The sequence below is a fragment of the Flavobacterium pisciphilum genome (assembly GCF_020905345.1).
Classification (GTDB): domain Bacteria; phylum Bacteroidota; class Bacteroidia; order Flavobacteriales; family Flavobacteriaceae; genus Flavobacterium; species Flavobacterium pisciphilum.
Map to the genome: position 1 here is coordinate 3,945,283 of NZ_JAJJMO010000001.1, position 15,327 is coordinate 3,960,609.

Annotated in this window: 15 protein-coding genes; 11 read left to right on the forward strand and 4 right to left on the reverse strand. The window is 31.0% G+C overall.

The features are described 5' to 3' along the window. Positions 1–13 precede the first annotated feature (13 nt). From uraH to LNQ49_RS16840, 3 genes are all read left to right on the forward strand, one after another. Positions 14–421: a hydroxyisourate hydrolase gene (gene uraH, locus LNQ49_RS16830; RefSeq protein WP_229990181.1), complete on the forward strand. Its 408-nt coding sequence runs from the start codon at positions 14–16 to the stop codon at positions 419–421. A gap of 434 nt (positions 422–855) precedes the next feature. Beyond that, a complete protein-coding gene (locus tag LNQ49_RS16835) occupies positions 856–1,059 on the forward strand; it encodes a hypothetical protein (protein WP_229990182.1) in 204 nt (67 codons plus the stop codon). Between the two features lie 5 nt (positions 1,060–1,064). Beyond that, positions 1,065–1,214 (forward strand): hypothetical protein, encoded by a 150-nt coding sequence (locus LNQ49_RS16840; protein ID WP_229990183.1) that lies wholly within the window; start codon positions 1,065–1,067, stop codon positions 1,212–1,214. Positions 1,215–1,336: 122 nt separating this feature from the next. Here the strand turns inward: LNQ49_RS16840 and LNQ49_RS16845 are convergent, their stop codons facing one another. Continuing rightward, entirely contained in the window at positions 1,337–2,209 is an 873-nt protein-coding gene (locus LNQ49_RS16845) for a helix-turn-helix domain-containing protein (protein WP_229990184.1), read from the reverse strand. A 181-nt stretch (positions 2,210–2,390) separates the two neighbouring features. Here LNQ49_RS16845 and LNQ49_RS16850 point away from each other — a divergent pair, with 181 nt between their 5' ends. The 6 genes from LNQ49_RS16850 (at position 2,391) to LNQ49_RS16875 (ending at position 8,065) form a co-directional block, all read left to right on the forward strand. After that, a complete protein-coding gene (locus LNQ49_RS16850; protein WP_229990185.1) occupies positions 2,391–3,659 on the forward strand; it encodes a M24 family metallopeptidase in 1,269 nt (422 codons plus the stop codon). Positions 3,660–3,964: 305 nt separating this feature from the next. Then, positions 3,965–4,996, forward strand: coding sequence for a helix-turn-helix domain-containing protein (locus LNQ49_RS16855; protein WP_229990186.1), 1,032 nt, complete (start codon positions 3,965–3,967; stop codon positions 4,994–4,996). A 96-nt stretch (positions 4,997–5,092) separates the two neighbouring features. Continuing rightward, positions 5,093–5,842, forward strand: a complete 750-nt coding sequence (locus tag LNQ49_RS16860; protein ID WP_229990187.1) for a type 1 glutamine amidotransferase domain-containing protein — start codon at positions 5,093–5,095, stop codon at positions 5,840–5,842. 2 nt (positions 5,843–5,844) lie between these two features. Beyond that, positions 5,845–6,273 carry a nuclear transport factor 2 family protein gene (locus LNQ49_RS16865; protein ID WP_229990188.1) on the forward strand — a complete coding sequence of 143 codons (429 nt, stop codon included), beginning with the start codon at positions 5,845–5,847 and terminating at the stop codon, positions 6,271–6,273. A gap of 243 nt (positions 6,274–6,516) precedes the next feature. Further along, a complete protein-coding gene (locus LNQ49_RS16870; protein WP_229990189.1) occupies positions 6,517–7,212 on the forward strand; it encodes an HNH endonuclease in 696 nt (231 codons plus the stop codon). Positions 7,213–7,384: 172 nt separating this feature from the next. Next, the gene (locus LNQ49_RS16875) at positions 7,385–8,065 is read left to right on the forward strand and encodes a hypothetical protein (protein WP_229990190.1); all 681 of its coding nucleotides are present in this window, start codon (positions 7,385–7,387) and stop codon (positions 8,063–8,065) included. A gap of 441 nt (positions 8,066–8,506) precedes the next feature. On the opposite strand, the gene LNQ49_RS16880 is transcribed toward LNQ49_RS16875, so the two are convergent. The 3 genes from LNQ49_RS16880 to LNQ49_RS16890 form a co-directional block, all read right to left on the reverse strand. After that, positions 8,507–9,061, reverse strand: a complete 555-nt coding sequence (locus tag LNQ49_RS16880; RefSeq protein ID WP_229990191.1) for a porin family protein — start codon at positions 9,059–9,061, stop codon at positions 8,507–8,509. Positions 9,062–9,151: 90 nt separating this feature from the next. Next, positions 9,152–10,288, reverse strand: coding sequence for a helix-turn-helix domain-containing protein (locus LNQ49_RS16885; RefSeq protein ID WP_229990192.1), 1,137 nt, complete (start codon positions 10,286–10,288; stop codon positions 9,152–9,154). A 480-nt stretch (positions 10,289–10,768) separates the two neighbouring features. Then, positions 10,769–11,464 (reverse strand): pseudouridine synthase, encoded by a 696-nt coding sequence (locus tag LNQ49_RS16890; protein ID WP_229990193.1) that lies wholly within the window; start codon positions 11,462–11,464, stop codon positions 10,769–10,771. A gap of 623 nt (positions 11,465–12,087) precedes the next feature. On the opposite strand from LNQ49_RS16890, the gene LNQ49_RS16895 reads away from it, so the two are divergent. Both LNQ49_RS16895 and LNQ49_RS16900 read left to right on the forward strand, forming a co-directional pair. Then, on the forward strand, positions 12,088–12,969 hold the full coding sequence (locus LNQ49_RS16895; RefSeq protein WP_229990194.1) for a DUF3806 domain-containing protein: 882 nt from the start codon (positions 12,088–12,090) through the stop codon (positions 12,967–12,969). Between the two features lie 277 nt (positions 12,970–13,246). Then, the gene (locus LNQ49_RS16900; protein ID WP_229990195.1) at positions 13,247–15,259 is read left to right on the forward strand and encodes a M13 family metallopeptidase; all 2,013 of its coding nucleotides are present in this window, start codon (positions 13,247–13,249) and stop codon (positions 15,257–15,259) included. The last annotated feature ends 68 nt before the right edge of the window (positions 15,260–15,327 follow it).

Here is a 15,327-nt window from a genome sequence, read left to right on the forward strand (position 1 = left end):
AAAAATATAAAAAATGAAAAAAATAATAGTAGCTCTGATCTTCATGATGTTTTCAACATTAATGTTTGCACAAGAAAACAGTTTTCAACTTTCAACTCATATTTTAGACGTATCAAAAGGAATGCCTGTAAATGATGTTTCTATTAAGTTAGAGCAATACAATGAAAAAACTAAAACATGGTTTTTTATAGAAGAGAAGAAAACGGATTTGAACGGAAGAATAACCGATTTTTTAAACTCAAAAAAATCTAACATTGGAATTTATAAACTGACTTTTTTTACAAGTGATTATTTTAAAAAGAGCAACGTAGAGAGTTTTTATCCATTTATAGAAGTCGTATTTCAAATTAATGACCAAAAGCATTATCACGTTCCGATAACACTTTCTGCATTCGGATATTCGACCTATAGAGGAAATTAAACTAATAAATTGTTTAACTAAAAAAAGCTTCAGAGTTATCTGGAGCTTTTTTTGGTTGTTGAAATACCATCTTAACAAAACCAATAGCGATTGGTAATCTGTACCCATAAAGAGAACTAACAAAGCCGCTTCTATAATGAAGTGGCTTTTGTTTTTTATAGAATTGTATACAGATTTTTAGATAGAAGATAGACTATAGTCATGACAACGCTGTAAAAGATAAGATTGTAATTTTGACAGAAGATTATTATTTTAGTTCGGTAATAAATTATTCAGATTAGATAATGATTTGGAGGTAATCTTATAGATTTGTTGGAGGATAATCTTTGCAAGCAAAGATTGCAAATCTGCGCTATTGGGATTCTAAAGATATTTTAAAAAATACTTCAGGTGACGCTGTTAAAAAAATTACGCAATAATTAAATAGAATTTTCATGAAATATAATATGTTTATCAGTATAATTTTAGCTATTATATCGTTTATTGTTTATAAATTTCATGTTTTTTGGCTCAAAAATATTAAAAAAGAGCTTCCTTCAGAAGAAGGTACGCGCCTTAATAAAGTGCAACATTGGGTCATTATTTTAGGAACCGCTATTTTTTCTATAATATATTTTTTAAAATCAATTATAAATTAAGTAAAATGAATTTTCAAGAATTTAATAGCTATTTAGCACCTGTTGGGTTAATTTTAGCAGGCATAATTATAAAACTTTCTAATAACAATGAACTTTTCGGTTCTTTTAAAAAAAGATGGTATGTCTTTTTGATGTTAGGTTTTGCTTATGATTAAAATTTTAAAACCCAATAGCGCAGATTTGCAATCTGTGCCTGCAAAAAGAGTCAATAAAGCCACTTCAATAACGGAGTGGCTTTTGTCTTTATATGCTAATTATATAAGATTTAAAGAAAATTTCAATTTTGCTTCCTGTATTCTGAAGGTGTCATATTTGTATATCGTTTGAAGTAACGGCAGAATAGTGAAATATCAGAAAAGTTAAGTAAATCGGTGATTTCTTGGATGCTAGTATCTGTGGTTTTGAGAATAGATTTAGCGTGAGCAATAACAGCTTCGGTTATCCATTCTGATATAGATTTTCCCGTTTGTTTACGGATAGCAGTTGTTAAATATTTTGGAGTCAAATTCATTTTGTCTGCATAGAAGGAGATGTTTCGCTCTTCTTTGTAATGTTTCATTAGGCATTGAAAAAACGCATTGGTCAATTGATCTTGCCTACTTATCTTTTTGTTGATATAATCTCTTTCTGTATATAAAGTCTGAACATCAGTAACTAAAGCACAAAGCAGATAGGAGAGAACATCTTTTTTCCCTTTTTCTTGTTTTCTATAGTAATGTATGGCAATAGAGGTATGATGTGCTTGGAAGAGCTCAAAGTATTCGTCATCTAATAGCTGACAGGGATTATTACTTATTTTCTCTAAAAGATCGAAATCGTTGACAAAAGCAGTCTTCATAATAAGATCATAAGAGAAAAAGATAGTATTGATATGTAAATCGTCAGAGATGTCTATAGGATCCATCATCGAATCAGGTAAAACAACCATTAAGATACCAGGCTTTAATTCTTTTTCCTGAAAGTTAATTTTTAGCTTAGCATATCCTTTAATACATATTGCACAAATTATTCCATCTACAAGGTGAGGATGATCTGTAAGCCCTATTCGCACCGCATCGGCAGATCTGTTTACAGCAATTCCCTTTATTTCTTGCAAACCAACTTCTTTGGCTACAGCCGAAACATCATATGTTCTTACTTTTTCTTTCATAAGAGTGTATTTGTATGTAGAAATCCTAAATATAAGCCATTAATACAATAATAAAGAACTTATTGCACAATTTAAGTGCGTTTTTGTCAAGAATATCCGTCTTAGTAAGTCTTTCCTTTGTAAAAGTTAAACGCAATAGTTGAACTAAAAGATTTAATACTAAATTATAAAGAGTACAGTTATGAGAACAAAATTGGAAATTCCAGCACCATTAACATTGAAGGAACGTGATCGCCGTTGGCAAATAGCTCGCACGATTATGCAAAATAACAACTTAGATACCCTTGTCATTTATGGAGATCGTGAGTCGGCAGCACCAGCTCCGTTTTGTATAGATCATTATTTTACAAACGACAGACTTGGTTCTGTGGTTGTGTTTCATAAAGACAAAAAGCCTACTGTAATTACTTTTGCACCGATGATGGTTGCAGATCATATGCAAGCAGCATCGCGAGGTGATCAACAGTGGATTGCGCCAGAACAAATTTATGTTGGGAAAACAGGTGAGAATATCGGTCGAATGCTCAAAGAAATAGGGGTGTCCGAAAATCCAAAAATCGGAATCATTGGATTAGAGCCATATCCCCCTTTTTATTTTGATGGAGCACTTCCGCATCGTACATGGAAAGGAATAATGGAGGTGTTCCCTAAAGCAGAACTTAAACCAGTATTCTTAGATTTTTTTAAACTTGCAGCACCCAAAAGTGAAGAAGAATTAGCTTTAGTGCGTTATGCGGCTAGCATTGGAGAAGCGATGAGTGAAGCAATGAGAATGACCGTGAAACCGGGAGTTAGTGAAGCAGAAATTGCAGCAGCAATAACTTCTACTTGTATTTCTATGGGCGGATTTACTGCAGAAATATTGATGGGATCAGGGCCTGAATATATTGGATGGGGACCTCCAGCATGGCAATATCGCTCTCAGGCTCCTCGTATTATTCAAGAAGGAGATATTGTATTGTCAGAAATATTTGCTCTTTATGGTATGTATGAAACGCAACATCAAGCAGCGGTTGCAGTTGGAGAAATTCATCCCAATTTAGAACGTGCGGCACAAGTGGCTCGTGAATGTTATGAATTAGGTGTTGCTAGTTTAAAGGCAGGTACTACGTTTGGAGAAGTGGTTGATTGTATGGAGAAACCACTATTAGATTCTAAAGGATGGCATGTACACCCACTTATTCATAGCATTAATCCATATGGACCAATCGGATTTGGTGCAGCTCCAGGTATAGAAGTTTTACCTCAAGCGAAAAGATATGGTAATGTGGGAAGACTGCCCAATCCAGGAAGAGATATTGTTTTGCAACCCGGAATGACATTTGCCTTTGAGCCCAATTGTGCTTTTGGAAATCATCTGGCAAATATAGGAGGAACAGTAGTTGTAGGGGAAAATGGAGGTATAGAATTGAATCATAATTCTACATATTTAATGCGTGCTGAATATTAGAAGTACGTGCCATTGTTTTTAGAATTCTCTTCCCGATGGTATAAGCATTTCATTTGAGAGTTTATGTTCATATGCGGAATGCTCTTAACAACGGGGGGAGTTTTAATGAAAAGTTTTAGTAGTTCTAGCGATTGGATTTTGTGATGTATAAGTAATAGAATAAATCAATAAAAAATAAATCTGATAAAATATAATAGTCATTATTATCAAATTTAATTATAAATTCGTTTAAATTTTTGGATGCAATAAAAGCCTTTGAGGTGTGTAATATTTAAATAAAATTTTAAAAGAATACTCTTTGTTTTATGAATCTTGATAACCAACTAATATTCTTTTTTAGTGCTTTAGGAGCTTTTAACGGTCTTTTATTATCCTTTTATTTTGCATTCATTGCTAAAAAGAAACAATTTTCAAACAATTTTCTAGCGCTATTGTTATTTACATTGAGCATCAGAATTATTAAATCCATATTTTTTTATTTCAACTCAAACTTATCTGGAATTTTTATTCAGATTGGTCTTTCGGCTTGTATTTTAATTGGGCCCTCTCTTTATTTATACTTTAAAAGTATTATAACAAACAGTGTAAATAGATGGAGAATTCATATTCTTCCATTTTTAGTAGGCATTACAGTTTTGGGAATTATTTATCCTTATGTTGAGCATAGAGGGGTATGGAGTAGGTATATTGTAATCGGTATTTATATGCAGTGGTTAATTTATATCATTGCTTCTTTTAAATTTATAAAACCTACTTTTCAAAAAACGTTTAAGAAAAAAGAAAAATTGACTGCTATTGATATTTGGTTATTGAGTATTTTCTTGGGAGTAACTTTAATTTGGTTTGCTTATACTGTTGGTTCTTATACTTCTTATATTGTAGGAGCACTTTCTTTCTCTTTTGTTCTCTATCTTATTATATTCCTTTTTGTTTTAAAGTTTAGAAAAGGAACCTCGTTTTTTGAAGAAAAAGAAAAGTATAAAAGCAAAGAAATTGACCATGCTACGCTTGAACAAATTACTCAAAGAATAAATATTGTAAAAGATAGGGAGCTATATTTAAATCCAGATTTGACACTTTCTGATGTAGCTAAAGAATTAGGTATTTCTCAACATAATTTATCTCAATTTTTAAATAATAATTTAAATCTCTCCTTTTCAATATTTATTAACGAATTAAGAATTGAAAAAGCCAAAGAAATGTTGTCCTGTTCTAATTTGTATACTATTGAAGCTATAGGTTATGAAAGCGGTTTTAAGTCGAAATCTACTTTTTTTACTACTTTTAAAAAAGTAACTAATCAAACTCCTGCCGAATTTCAAAAAGCAAAAAAATAAGTTCAATATTATAAATCCGAACTGATCTCCAATGTATTCATACACCTTGATTTAGTGAATTTTGCATATTTGCTTGAAACTTTTAAAAAGTAAAATATGCACAAATTTATTCCCTATTTAGCTTTTCTTTTTTTATTATCGAGCTGTTCGTTTAAACATAAAAATAAAGAAAAAATACTCTTCGTTACATCCAATCAGCATACTTATGGAAATACAGATTTAAATGCTGCAAATCACTTTGCTGAGATAGTATTGGCATACGATGTATTTATAAAAAATGGTTATAAAGTTGATTTTGTGAGTCCTAATGGAGGTGCAATTCCAATTGGTTATATCACTACTTCTGATTCTATCCAAAAGAGATACTTATATGATAATCATTTCATGAGTTTGCTTAGGCAGACAAAATCACCAGAAAAAGTAAAAGCTTTAGAATACAAGGCTATTTATTATGTTGGAGGGGGGGCTGCCATGTTTGGAATAGCCGAGAATATTGATATTCAGAACATCGCGAAAGAAATTTTTAAAGCCAAAGGAATTATTTCTTCAGTTTGCCACGGAACTGCTGGATTAATTCATTTAAAAGATGAACAAGGAGCCCCTCTCTATCTGAATAGAAAAATAAGCGGTTATCCAGATTTATTTGAAAATAAGTCAATGCCCTATTATCAAACATTTCCTTTTTCGATTGAAAATAGTATCAAAGAGAACAAAGGGAATTTTGTTTATTCAACCAATTCAGGAGATGCTTTTATAGTTGTTGATGGTAATTTTATTACTGGTCAAGACCCCTCATCTGCTGCACCAGTCGCTAAAAAAGTCATTGAAACCATTCAAAATAAATAGACATGAAAAAAGCAATTATTGCATCAGCTCTCTGCCTGATAGGGTTTCTTGGATTTTCGCAAACAGAAAATAAATCTGAATTTGAGCAAATATCCAAAATACTAATGGATTATATAGAGGGTACTGCTAATGGAGAACCTGAAAAGTTAGAAAAAGCATTTTATCCAGATTTTAATCTTTATACAGTTACAGAAAAAGATAGTTTGCGAATTCGTTCTGGAAAGAAGTATATCTCTAATATAAAAAAAGGCGAAAAATTAAATAGGATTGGGCGAATAATTTCTATTGATTATGAAAATAATGCCGCAATGGCTAAAGCTGAAATTGTAATTCCTGATAAGATGATTTTTACAGATTATTTTTTGCTTTTAAAATATGAAGGCAAATGGAAAATCATACAAAAAAGTTATACTTGGAGGAAAACACTCTAAATGATAGAGATGAGCTTTTAACGTTGCACTAGATGCAGTTTTTGTCATAGAAAATACCCGATTAATGAAACTATTTAGTGGAATTTGATTTGTAACCCTTTGATGACTTGTAAGAAAAAAATAATACATTTGAAAAACAGAAAAATCAAAATATACCTTTGGCAATCTACCTAAAAAAGGTTGTATTTAAGAAGGCTTGTATAGAATATATACTAGTTAGCGATAATTTTAACCTACAATCACATGGAAATAGAAAACATAGATGACTATACTCTTGCTAAAGTTTTATACTCGTATCTAATAGAAGAAAAAAGTCATAGATGGATTCAAAAAGAAATACTCGGTCTACCAGCACCACCGAGAGGAGGAGGATTTGTTGCTATGAATATCCTCCATCATTTCGAAATCAAAGGAGATAGTAAAGGAATTCTTAAGAACAATTTGAATGATATTAAAAATATTACAATTGATGCTCAAACAATTCTAAATAGTTTCATCGCAATTCAGGAAGAAGCAAAAAAAATAATTGAACGTAAGCCAATAAATTCTAAGCATAAGGAGACAGAAAGATTATCTCAAGTAAAAACTAGAATTTATCAAGATGTATTAAAAAAATATCTTTCAGAAAATTATGAGAATTGTTGTGCCTTGTGTGAAATTGACCAACCAGAATTATTAGTAGCTAGTCATATTATTCCTTGGAGTGTTGATAAAGAAAAAAGATTAGATTTAAGTAATTGTATATTGTTATGCAATTTCCATGATAAATTATTTGACAAAGGATTTATCAGCTTAGATGAAAAATTTAGAGTCATAATTTCTAAAAAGTTAAGTAAAAATGTAGCGAAACTATTAAAAGACACTGTTTTCAAAAAGCCAAATGAAGATTGCCCGAATCAAGAATATCTAAATTTACATAGAGAAGAAATATATCGATAATCAAACCTTACCTAACAGCTGTTTGCCGTGATTTTGGGGAGTTGAATTAGAGTCTTTTATCATATCTTCGTTTCAGCAAAAAAATACTCTGTTATAAATTTTTCAACCCCACCAAGCGTCAGAACGTTAGCAGATATTTTAGCGTAAAAATCAAATAAACTAATAAAACCGAATGAAAATATCAGATATAAAAGAAGGAATAATGATTTCTTTATTTTTTAATATTCCATTTTCTCTTATTACTTATTTGATGACTGAAAACATATTAATCTCATTAATTGTTTTTGTGTTGACATCTTTTTTTATCATAATAGGCGGATTACTAACTAAGCGATTTGGGTACAAAAGGCATTGTGAAATAATTGAAAGCGAAGGATTCAAAAAATTAATATCAATTGGTTTCGAAATAGAAAAAGTTAATGATTATGTTGGTTTAAGTGGGGTTTATAGAAATTACTTGTTTGACGTTTATTATGATTGGTTAACATTTTCAGAAAATAGGAATTCTAAAGCTTTAGTTTTAAATATTCACTTTGAATCACCAACAATAAATAATGAAATAGATTATATACGTTTAAGGAAAATTTCAGAAAAGCATATAATTTCTCATTGGCGTTTTATACCAAGAAATTACTGTTTTCGTTGGAGAGAAGGAAATGTAATGATGAACAATTCAATTAGGTTTAAAAACCCAAATTATGAATTCATTACTCAAAAAATGGATGCATTAATTGAAATATTAAAGGCAGAAAATTTTCAACCAATTGAAAAAACAAAGCTAATCGGAATAAGAAAAACCAATGAAATGGCACAAATCCCAGAAATTGGAGTTTACTTAAAAAATATCTGCTAACACCCGTTTAACGTAATTAGGTTTTTAGATTGAATTTAAAAATAGTTTTGTATTTTAAAAATTTGTGTATAATTGAAAAAAACTCGCGTCTTTGAATGGAATATATCGTTATGATGGAAAGACTATCACGGACTTTAAAGCTAAAGAGAGCCAGAAGTAAACCCTATAGTGCATCTTTATAAGTTGAATTAGAAAAGCAAACATAAACAACAAAGCTTCAGAGAAATCTGAAGCTTTGTCTTAGTAACTGGAAGTATTTAAATATCTAGTCCGTTTATTCAAGGTTTATAAAAAGCTGGAACAAGGATTTAATTTCTTTTTTAGATTGAATCGTATGTTTTTTTTCCATCAATTGAGCTTGAAACTCCCAATCCTTCATCAAAAAAAAGCTACTATTTTCTAAGTAGTTCTAGTGTATAAAAGTATTGGAATTATTAAGTTTTAGAAAAAGAAATAACCAACAGATACTTGAAGTACTCCGTTTTTATTTTTACCAGAATAATTATCTATATTGTTGATATCAGTTAATCCTAGATTATATCTTGCACCAAAATTAAGTCCGTTTTCAAGTTTATAGCCTAAGCCAAAATTAACACCAAAATCAAAAGTATTAAACGATTTTTTTACATTTGTGTTGTCATCTTTAGCAGAAAGTAAAAAACCTATTTGCGGTCCAGCTTCAACGCTCAATCCTTTTGTTAAATAATATTTTCCCATTAAAGGAATGTTCAGATAACTTAAGGCAACTGTATTATCATTGAAACTATACCCTTGACCAGAATACATTAATTCAGGTTGAAAAGAAAATTTTTCTGAAATGGGAATTTCTGATACAACACCAAAATTAAATGATGTTACAGCATCAACATCTTTGGTATCATCTCCGCTGATAGACGCAAAGTTTAAACCTCCTTTAACACCAAATTTAATTTTTTGAGCGTTAACATTTGTAAATCCTAAAACTGTTAGAACAGCTAGTAATAAAAATTTTTTCATAAAAAAGTTGTTTGAATTTATTTGATGTCAAAATTCTATAAAACCATATTGAATAAGGTTTCAATACCTTAAAACTGTATAAATCGGTACTTATTTATTTGAATTTCGGTACTCATTTGGAGTCTGTCCGGTAGCTTTTTTAAAAGCTTTGTAAAAAGTAGTTTTTGAAGTAAACCCAGACTCTAATCCCATCGTCAATAAATTGTAGTTTTCGTATTCAGAATTTGAGATCATTCCCTTGACAGCTTCAATTCGATATTGATTGATGTAATGGGCAAAGTTGTCTCCTGTTATCGTGTTTATAATTTGGGAAACATATCCTGCGCTTATGCCTAGTTTTTCAGCAACTTTTTCTCTGTTTAATGTACTGTCAGTATAAATGTGCTGGTCTTTGCAAAGAAGCTCCAGTTTTTGAAAATAAAGATTATCTGCCGTGATAGATTCCTTGTTTTCTTCTGAGATACTATTTTCTACAATTGGTAGATTAGCATACGAAATAGCCAAATCTGTATTTAGAAAATTATAAACAGCATCTTTGTTTTTGGCCAGTTTGTATTTGTAAATGCCTATATAAGTAGTCCAGTGAATTATGAATGTTCCAAATAAAGCTAGGGCACTCATAGTAGATGACATATCATATTGAAGGAATAAACCAACTAGACAGGTAATGAGATAGAAGAATATCAATGAAGAGACAAGGGTTAATAAGGTGATTATCCATTTTTTTTCCTGCATATCTTTTAAATGTTTTATCATAAAATAAGAGTAAAGCAGTAGGAAAGGGGTAAATGTAATGGCTAAAAAAAGGTGGATAAGACCAAGTATGTTCATTATCTGGATTCCTAACTCAGGAATTTTATAAATTCCTACAATACTATCAAGATCGGCTGTAATACTAAGGATAGCGGAATAGGCAAACGGAATAAAGCACAAATAAATTTTTTGCTTGCTTCTTACAGTATCATCAATCCGGTTTATGATAAACAGAAATATGAAAGCAGGTAATAGAAATGACCACTCGATATGGTCAATAAAGCGTAGAAAAGGATAGGGGGTAAATGCTTTTTCAATCTCAAAAACATGATTCAGTAAAATAATTGAAAATGTAAATATTAAGTATGCTAGATACTTATTTGAATTACTATTGAATAAGGAAGACTTTAAAATAATTAAGCCTAAAACTATTCCCTGAAAAATCGCAATATTTAAAAGTGTTGTATAAATCAATTCTTTAATATAAAAGTTGTTTTTAAGATTTGTTTTGGGATATCATGCTAATTAGTCTTTTGCTAAAACATAGCTAATTTCATATGAATTGACAGGACGAAATTATATTAATACAGATGATTTTTCTTAATGGATTAAGAAATGATTAACTAAAATGACTTATTAATTTGTAATTAAAAAGCAACTTAAGGGGTTTTTAAGAGACGGATTTGCAAAGGCTGTTCCAAAAAGATTTCTGGATTTCTACCTGCTAAAATAGTACTGTATAAGACCAGATTTGGTAACACAGATTTGTAAACTGTGTCTGTAAAGAATCTATAGAAATAAAGATAAAACGAAAAAAGCCTCAGATTTCTCTGAAGCGATGTCTTAGTAGTGGGAAGCATTGAAATGGCTAACCCATTTTTTGAAGATTAGTATAGTATTGTTGAATATGCATTTTACATTTTAAAATAGAACAATAATTTTTAAATAATTATTCTATTCATACTTACTTAAATCTAGATTAAGAATAGTACCTACTCTGCTAAACTCTTCATTAATCTTTGCATTCAAGATTAGTTGTTCGTTTTTTATTGGATGATTAAAAATTAACTGATGTGCATGAAGCATCATTCCTTTTAGGTCATAATTCTCCAACCATAATTTATTTTGTTTGTTACAACCATGTGGTCGACTTCCTAAAATGGGATGGAAAATATGTTTGAAATGTTTTCGTAATTGATGCATACGTCCAGTTTCAGGAATCGCTTCTACCAAACAATATCGTGATGTTGGTTTATTGTTAAATTCTAACTCAATTTCGACATTTTGCAAACGATGAAAGTATGTTATTGCATTTTGTTTAATGTCATCATCATTGGTTAAATCATAATCAATAGTTAGTTCTTCGGGTGACCAACCACGTAAAATTGCTAAATATTTTTTTTCGACTTCGCGTGTGGCAAAACGATCATTCATAATTTTCAAAACCTCTTTATCCAACGCAAATAACAAGACACCAGATGTTTTTCGGTCTAACCGATGAATAGGATAAACGTGTTGCCCTATTTGGTTTCTCAATTCTTGAATAGCATAAACTTTTGCATCGCGTGCATAAAATGATTTATGAACCAGCAATCCACTTGGTTTATTAATTGCTATAATATATTCGTCTTGGTAAAGAATTTCTAACATTTGGCAAAAATAAACGAGATTTCGGTTAAAATCCCTTTTAGGGCTTATTTATTTCTATACCCGTTAGCAGATTTACAACCTGTGACTGAGTGGGTAGAGATGATTACTAAATTTGCTTCAAAGCCAAACTTTACAGGCACAGATTACAAACCTACGTTATCAGGGTCATTAAGTTTTTAATACAACCACCAAAAAACCTTTTTTAAATGATGAAATAAAACTAAACCAACGAAGCCATTTCCATCTTTTTTATAGTAATCAAGCTTATAAAAAATTTCTTCAGATTTCCTGAATTTTTTTGTTTTGGTGGAGCGGGAAGCATTCAAAGATCTAATCATTTTTGTATGATTATTATAGTATTATAGCGTGCGCATCCTAGTTTTAAAATATTACAATGAGTTGTTTGAAGAATAAAAAAAATCACTTTGCGTTGAATATAAAGCTATCGAAAGCGTTCAGCAAATTAAAAGTGTTTTTGATGAGTTATATAGAATTATCAATATATTTGGTTTAAATAATGTATGACGTTTGTAATTCTTATCAACCCAAAATTGGGTGGTTTTGTATGATTTTATCATGCATATATAAGTTAGCGGTAATTTTATACAAATACACTGAAAAAAATGAAATTATTTGAAATAGGAGACGGATTAAAATCTATAAAAGTATCGAGCAACTATTTTGCAGAAAGAGAAAATGATGGAACGGTCATTTTGTACGACCCTGAAATTGATTTTGCAGAAATCAGAATTAGTGTAATCACAGTTGAATCTAAAGACAGTTCGGATTTGCAGGCAATGTATAGGAGAGTAATTGAATTAGCGAAAGAAAAGGAAATCGAGGTAAATCTTACGGATGAAAAAAGTTACTATAATTATGTTAAAGAAAATGAAGAAGATGGCTTAATGATTTTCTATTTTGAAGTTGGTTATTTTAATCATCTTATCATTATTAGTGTTACAACTAACGCAGAGTATGCTCAAAATAATGAAGAAAATATCGAAAATGTACTAAGTGATATTACCAATTTTATCTCTACTATAAAAGAAATAAATATTGATAGTCAGCATATATTTGAACCAACATATAATGATATCGATGATATAAATGAAAGAATTAAAAAGGTGCTTAATATTCATGAAGACGAAATAGATGCCTATCATGATACCGACAAAACAATCTCTTTAATACAAAAAATTATTGACGAAAATGTATTTCAGGTTGACAATACATATGAACTTCAATCTTTAGGAATTGCTTTAGGAGATTACATTCAGTATAAAAACAATGACTTTCATTGGGCTGTAATTCGGGATGAATACGGAAGAGATATTTGCTTACAATATAAAACATTAGCATTGACTGTTTTCCCTATGACGATGATTTCTAAAAGAATAGAAGATGGAGAAAATGTAAATGTATCAGAATTATTTTCGGACCTTTTAAATAAGATTAATGAATTAGTAATAAGTGGAGATTTTACGGAATTAGACCATAATGATTAAAAACTACCGCTAATAGGGGTTTTGCATTAGGCGGGCTGAAGTGCAAAATTCAACAGTAGTTTTTCCGTTGTATTAGTAGAGCATTATGCTAGAGTACTGCATGGATAATAAATAACTGCTTATGATTCTTATAAGTAGTAATTCTAGTGAAAAACTTTAGAATTAAAAACTGAATTTGTATATTGTTCTGCTAAAATTATATATGCCAAGCAGATACATTTAAAAATAGATGCCTTCAAACGTTTTTCAGTTCATTTTAATAGAAATAATCTAGATTATGAAAAAATCATTAATACTCTTCATTGCATTCTTAGCTTTTACAGCGTGCTCAAAACATCAAGGAAAAAAAAATATTGCTATCACTGGAATAGATTCCACATTGCGACCTGGGAATGATTTTTTTAGATATGTAAATGGTAAATGGTACGATTCTGTGCCGATACCTGCATCTCAAGCCGGAGTTGGTGTCTATATGTTTATGAATTATCCACAACGAATGCGCCTGCAAGGAATATTGGATAGTATTTCGCAAAGCAAGAATCCAGCAGGAAGTATAGCACAAAAGGTAGGAGACTTTTATGCATCAGGTATGGATACAGTAACCATTGACAAACGAGGTTATGCACCTATCAAACCCCTGCTAGCCAAAATTGAAGCAATTAGCGATTTACCTTCCTTAATGAACTTTGTAGTTAATGAAGTAAAAGTGGACAATTCTTCTATTATAGGTTTTGGAGTGTCACCCGATGATAAAAACAGCAGTATGAACATTGCACAAATCTATCAAACAGGTATAGGTTTGCCAGACAAGGACTATTACTTCAAATCAGATTCATCAACTGTTGCCATACAGGAATCGTACAAAAAATACCTTGCTACATTATTTCAACAAACAGGTAGTAATGCCAAAGAAGCTATAAAGAATGCTAATTTGGTTTACGATATTGACAAACAACTCGCCGTTTCGCATAAAACAAAAGTTGAACTTCGGGATGTGCAAGCAAATTATAATAAGATGGCTGTGACAGATCTTGTAAAAAGACACCCTAACATAGACTGGGCTACTTTTTTAAAAAAATTAGGTGCTCAAACCGATTTCATTAATGTAGGGCAACCTGCCTATTATGATGCCCTTAATAAGCTCTTAAAAACCATCCCTATCAATAATTGGAAAATTTACTTGAAAGCAAATTCTCTAGAAAGATATGCCGATGATTTAAGTAAACCTTTTGCAGATGCCTCATTTGAATATACCAAAGTACTTTCCGGCCAAGCTGTTCAAAAATCACGTGGCGAAAAAATGGCTAATGTCGTTGATAATTACTTAGGCGATGCGTTGGGTGAATTGTATGTAAAGAAATATTTTTCTGAAGATGCTAAAAAGCGTATGTTAATACTGGTGAATAATCTGCAAAAAGCGTATGCCAAAAGAATTGATAAATTGGAGTGGATGAGTCAAAGTACAAAACAAAAAGCCAAAGAAAAATTGGCAGCCATGACTAAGAAAATTGGATATCCAGACAAATGGAAAGACTATAGCAATGTACATATAGTTAGGGATGCCTACTTTGAGAATATGGTTGCAGCCGCAACAGCTGCATATCAATTTCAATTGGCAAAATTGGACAAACCAGTCGATAAATCAGAATGGTATACTACAGTTCCAACAGTTACGGCATATAATAACCCTACTGCAAATGAAATTGTTTTTCCTGCAGGTATTTTACAACCTCCGTATTTTGATAATAATGCAGATGATGCCCTTAATTATGGAGGTATTGGAATGGTTATAGGTCACGAAATAACCCATACTTTTGATGATCAAGGTGCTCAATATGACAAGGATGGCAACTTAAAAAACTGGTGGACAAAAGAGGATTATGCACAGTTTAAGTCAAGAATACAACAGGTTATAAATTTGTACAGTACCTATACCGTTTTAGGTGATCTACACATTAATGGTGCAATGACAGTTGGCGAAAACACGGCAGATATTGCTGGAATAGCAGTTGCTTATGATGCATTTAAAATGACCAAAGAAGGACAAGGGAATACAAAAATTGACGGTTTTACTCCAGACCAACGTTTTTTTATTTCTTTAGCTAAAATATGGAGAGTAAAAATGAAAGACGAGTACCTGCGTTTGTGGATTAACAATAATCCGCATTCTCCACCCAATTGGCGTGTTAATGGGCCTCTAATGAATACTACACCTTTTTACGATGCATTTAATATACAACCTGGAGATAAAATGTTTTTGCCGAAAAAAGACAGAATTACAATTTGGTAATCCCTTCGCTCTGCGAAGTGAATCAATATAACATTTATCAAAAGTAAACATAAACAAAAAGCTTCAGA

What these genes read in the sequence shown, in the direction of transcription:
- uraH (WP_229990181.1), top strand. Translation starts at nt 14, where the DNA reads ATGAAAAAAATAATAGTAGCTCTGATCTTCATGATGTTTTCAACATTA.
- LNQ49_RS16835 (WP_229990182.1), top strand. Translation starts at nt 856, where the DNA reads ATGAAATATAATATGTTTATCAGTATAATTTTAGCTATTATATCGTTT.
- LNQ49_RS16840 (WP_229990183.1), top strand. Translation starts at nt 1,065, where the DNA reads ATGAATTTTCAAGAATTTAATAGCTATTTAGCACCTGTTGGGTTAATT.
- LNQ49_RS16845 (WP_229990184.1), bottom strand. Translation starts at nt 2,209, where the DNA reads ATGAAAGAAAAAGTAAGAACATATGATGTTTCGGCTGTAGCCAAAGAA.
- LNQ49_RS16850 (WP_229990185.1), top strand. Translation starts at nt 2,391, where the DNA reads ATGAGAACAAAATTGGAAATTCCAGCACCATTAACATTGAAGGAACGT.
- LNQ49_RS16855 (WP_229990186.1), top strand. Translation starts at nt 3,965, where the DNA reads ATGAATCTTGATAACCAACTAATATTCTTTTTTAGTGCTTTAGGAGCT.
- LNQ49_RS16860 (WP_229990187.1), top strand. Translation starts at nt 5,093, where the DNA reads ATGCACAAATTTATTCCCTATTTAGCTTTTCTTTTTTTATTATCGAGC.
- LNQ49_RS16865 (WP_229990188.1), top strand. Translation starts at nt 5,845, where the DNA reads ATGAAAAAAGCAATTATTGCATCAGCTCTCTGCCTGATAGGGTTTCTT.
- LNQ49_RS16870 (WP_229990189.1), top strand. Translation starts at nt 6,517, where the DNA reads ATGGAAATAGAAAACATAGATGACTATACTCTTGCTAAAGTTTTATAC.
- LNQ49_RS16875 (WP_229990190.1), top strand. Translation starts at nt 7,385, where the DNA reads ATGAAAATATCAGATATAAAAGAAGGAATAATGATTTCTTTATTTTTT.
- LNQ49_RS16880 (WP_229990191.1), bottom strand. Translation starts at nt 9,061, where the DNA reads ATGAAAAAATTTTTATTACTAGCTGTTCTAACAGTTTTAGGATTTACA.
- LNQ49_RS16890 (WP_229990193.1), bottom strand. Translation starts at nt 11,464, where the DNA reads ATGTTAGAAATTCTTTACCAAGACGAATATATTATAGCAATTAATAAA.
- LNQ49_RS16895 (WP_229990194.1), top strand. Translation starts at nt 12,088, where the DNA reads ATGAAATTATTTGAAATAGGAGACGGATTAAAATCTATAAAAGTATCG.
- LNQ49_RS16900 (WP_229990195.1), top strand. Translation starts at nt 13,247, where the DNA reads ATGAAAAAATCATTAATACTCTTCATTGCATTCTTAGCTTTTACAGCG.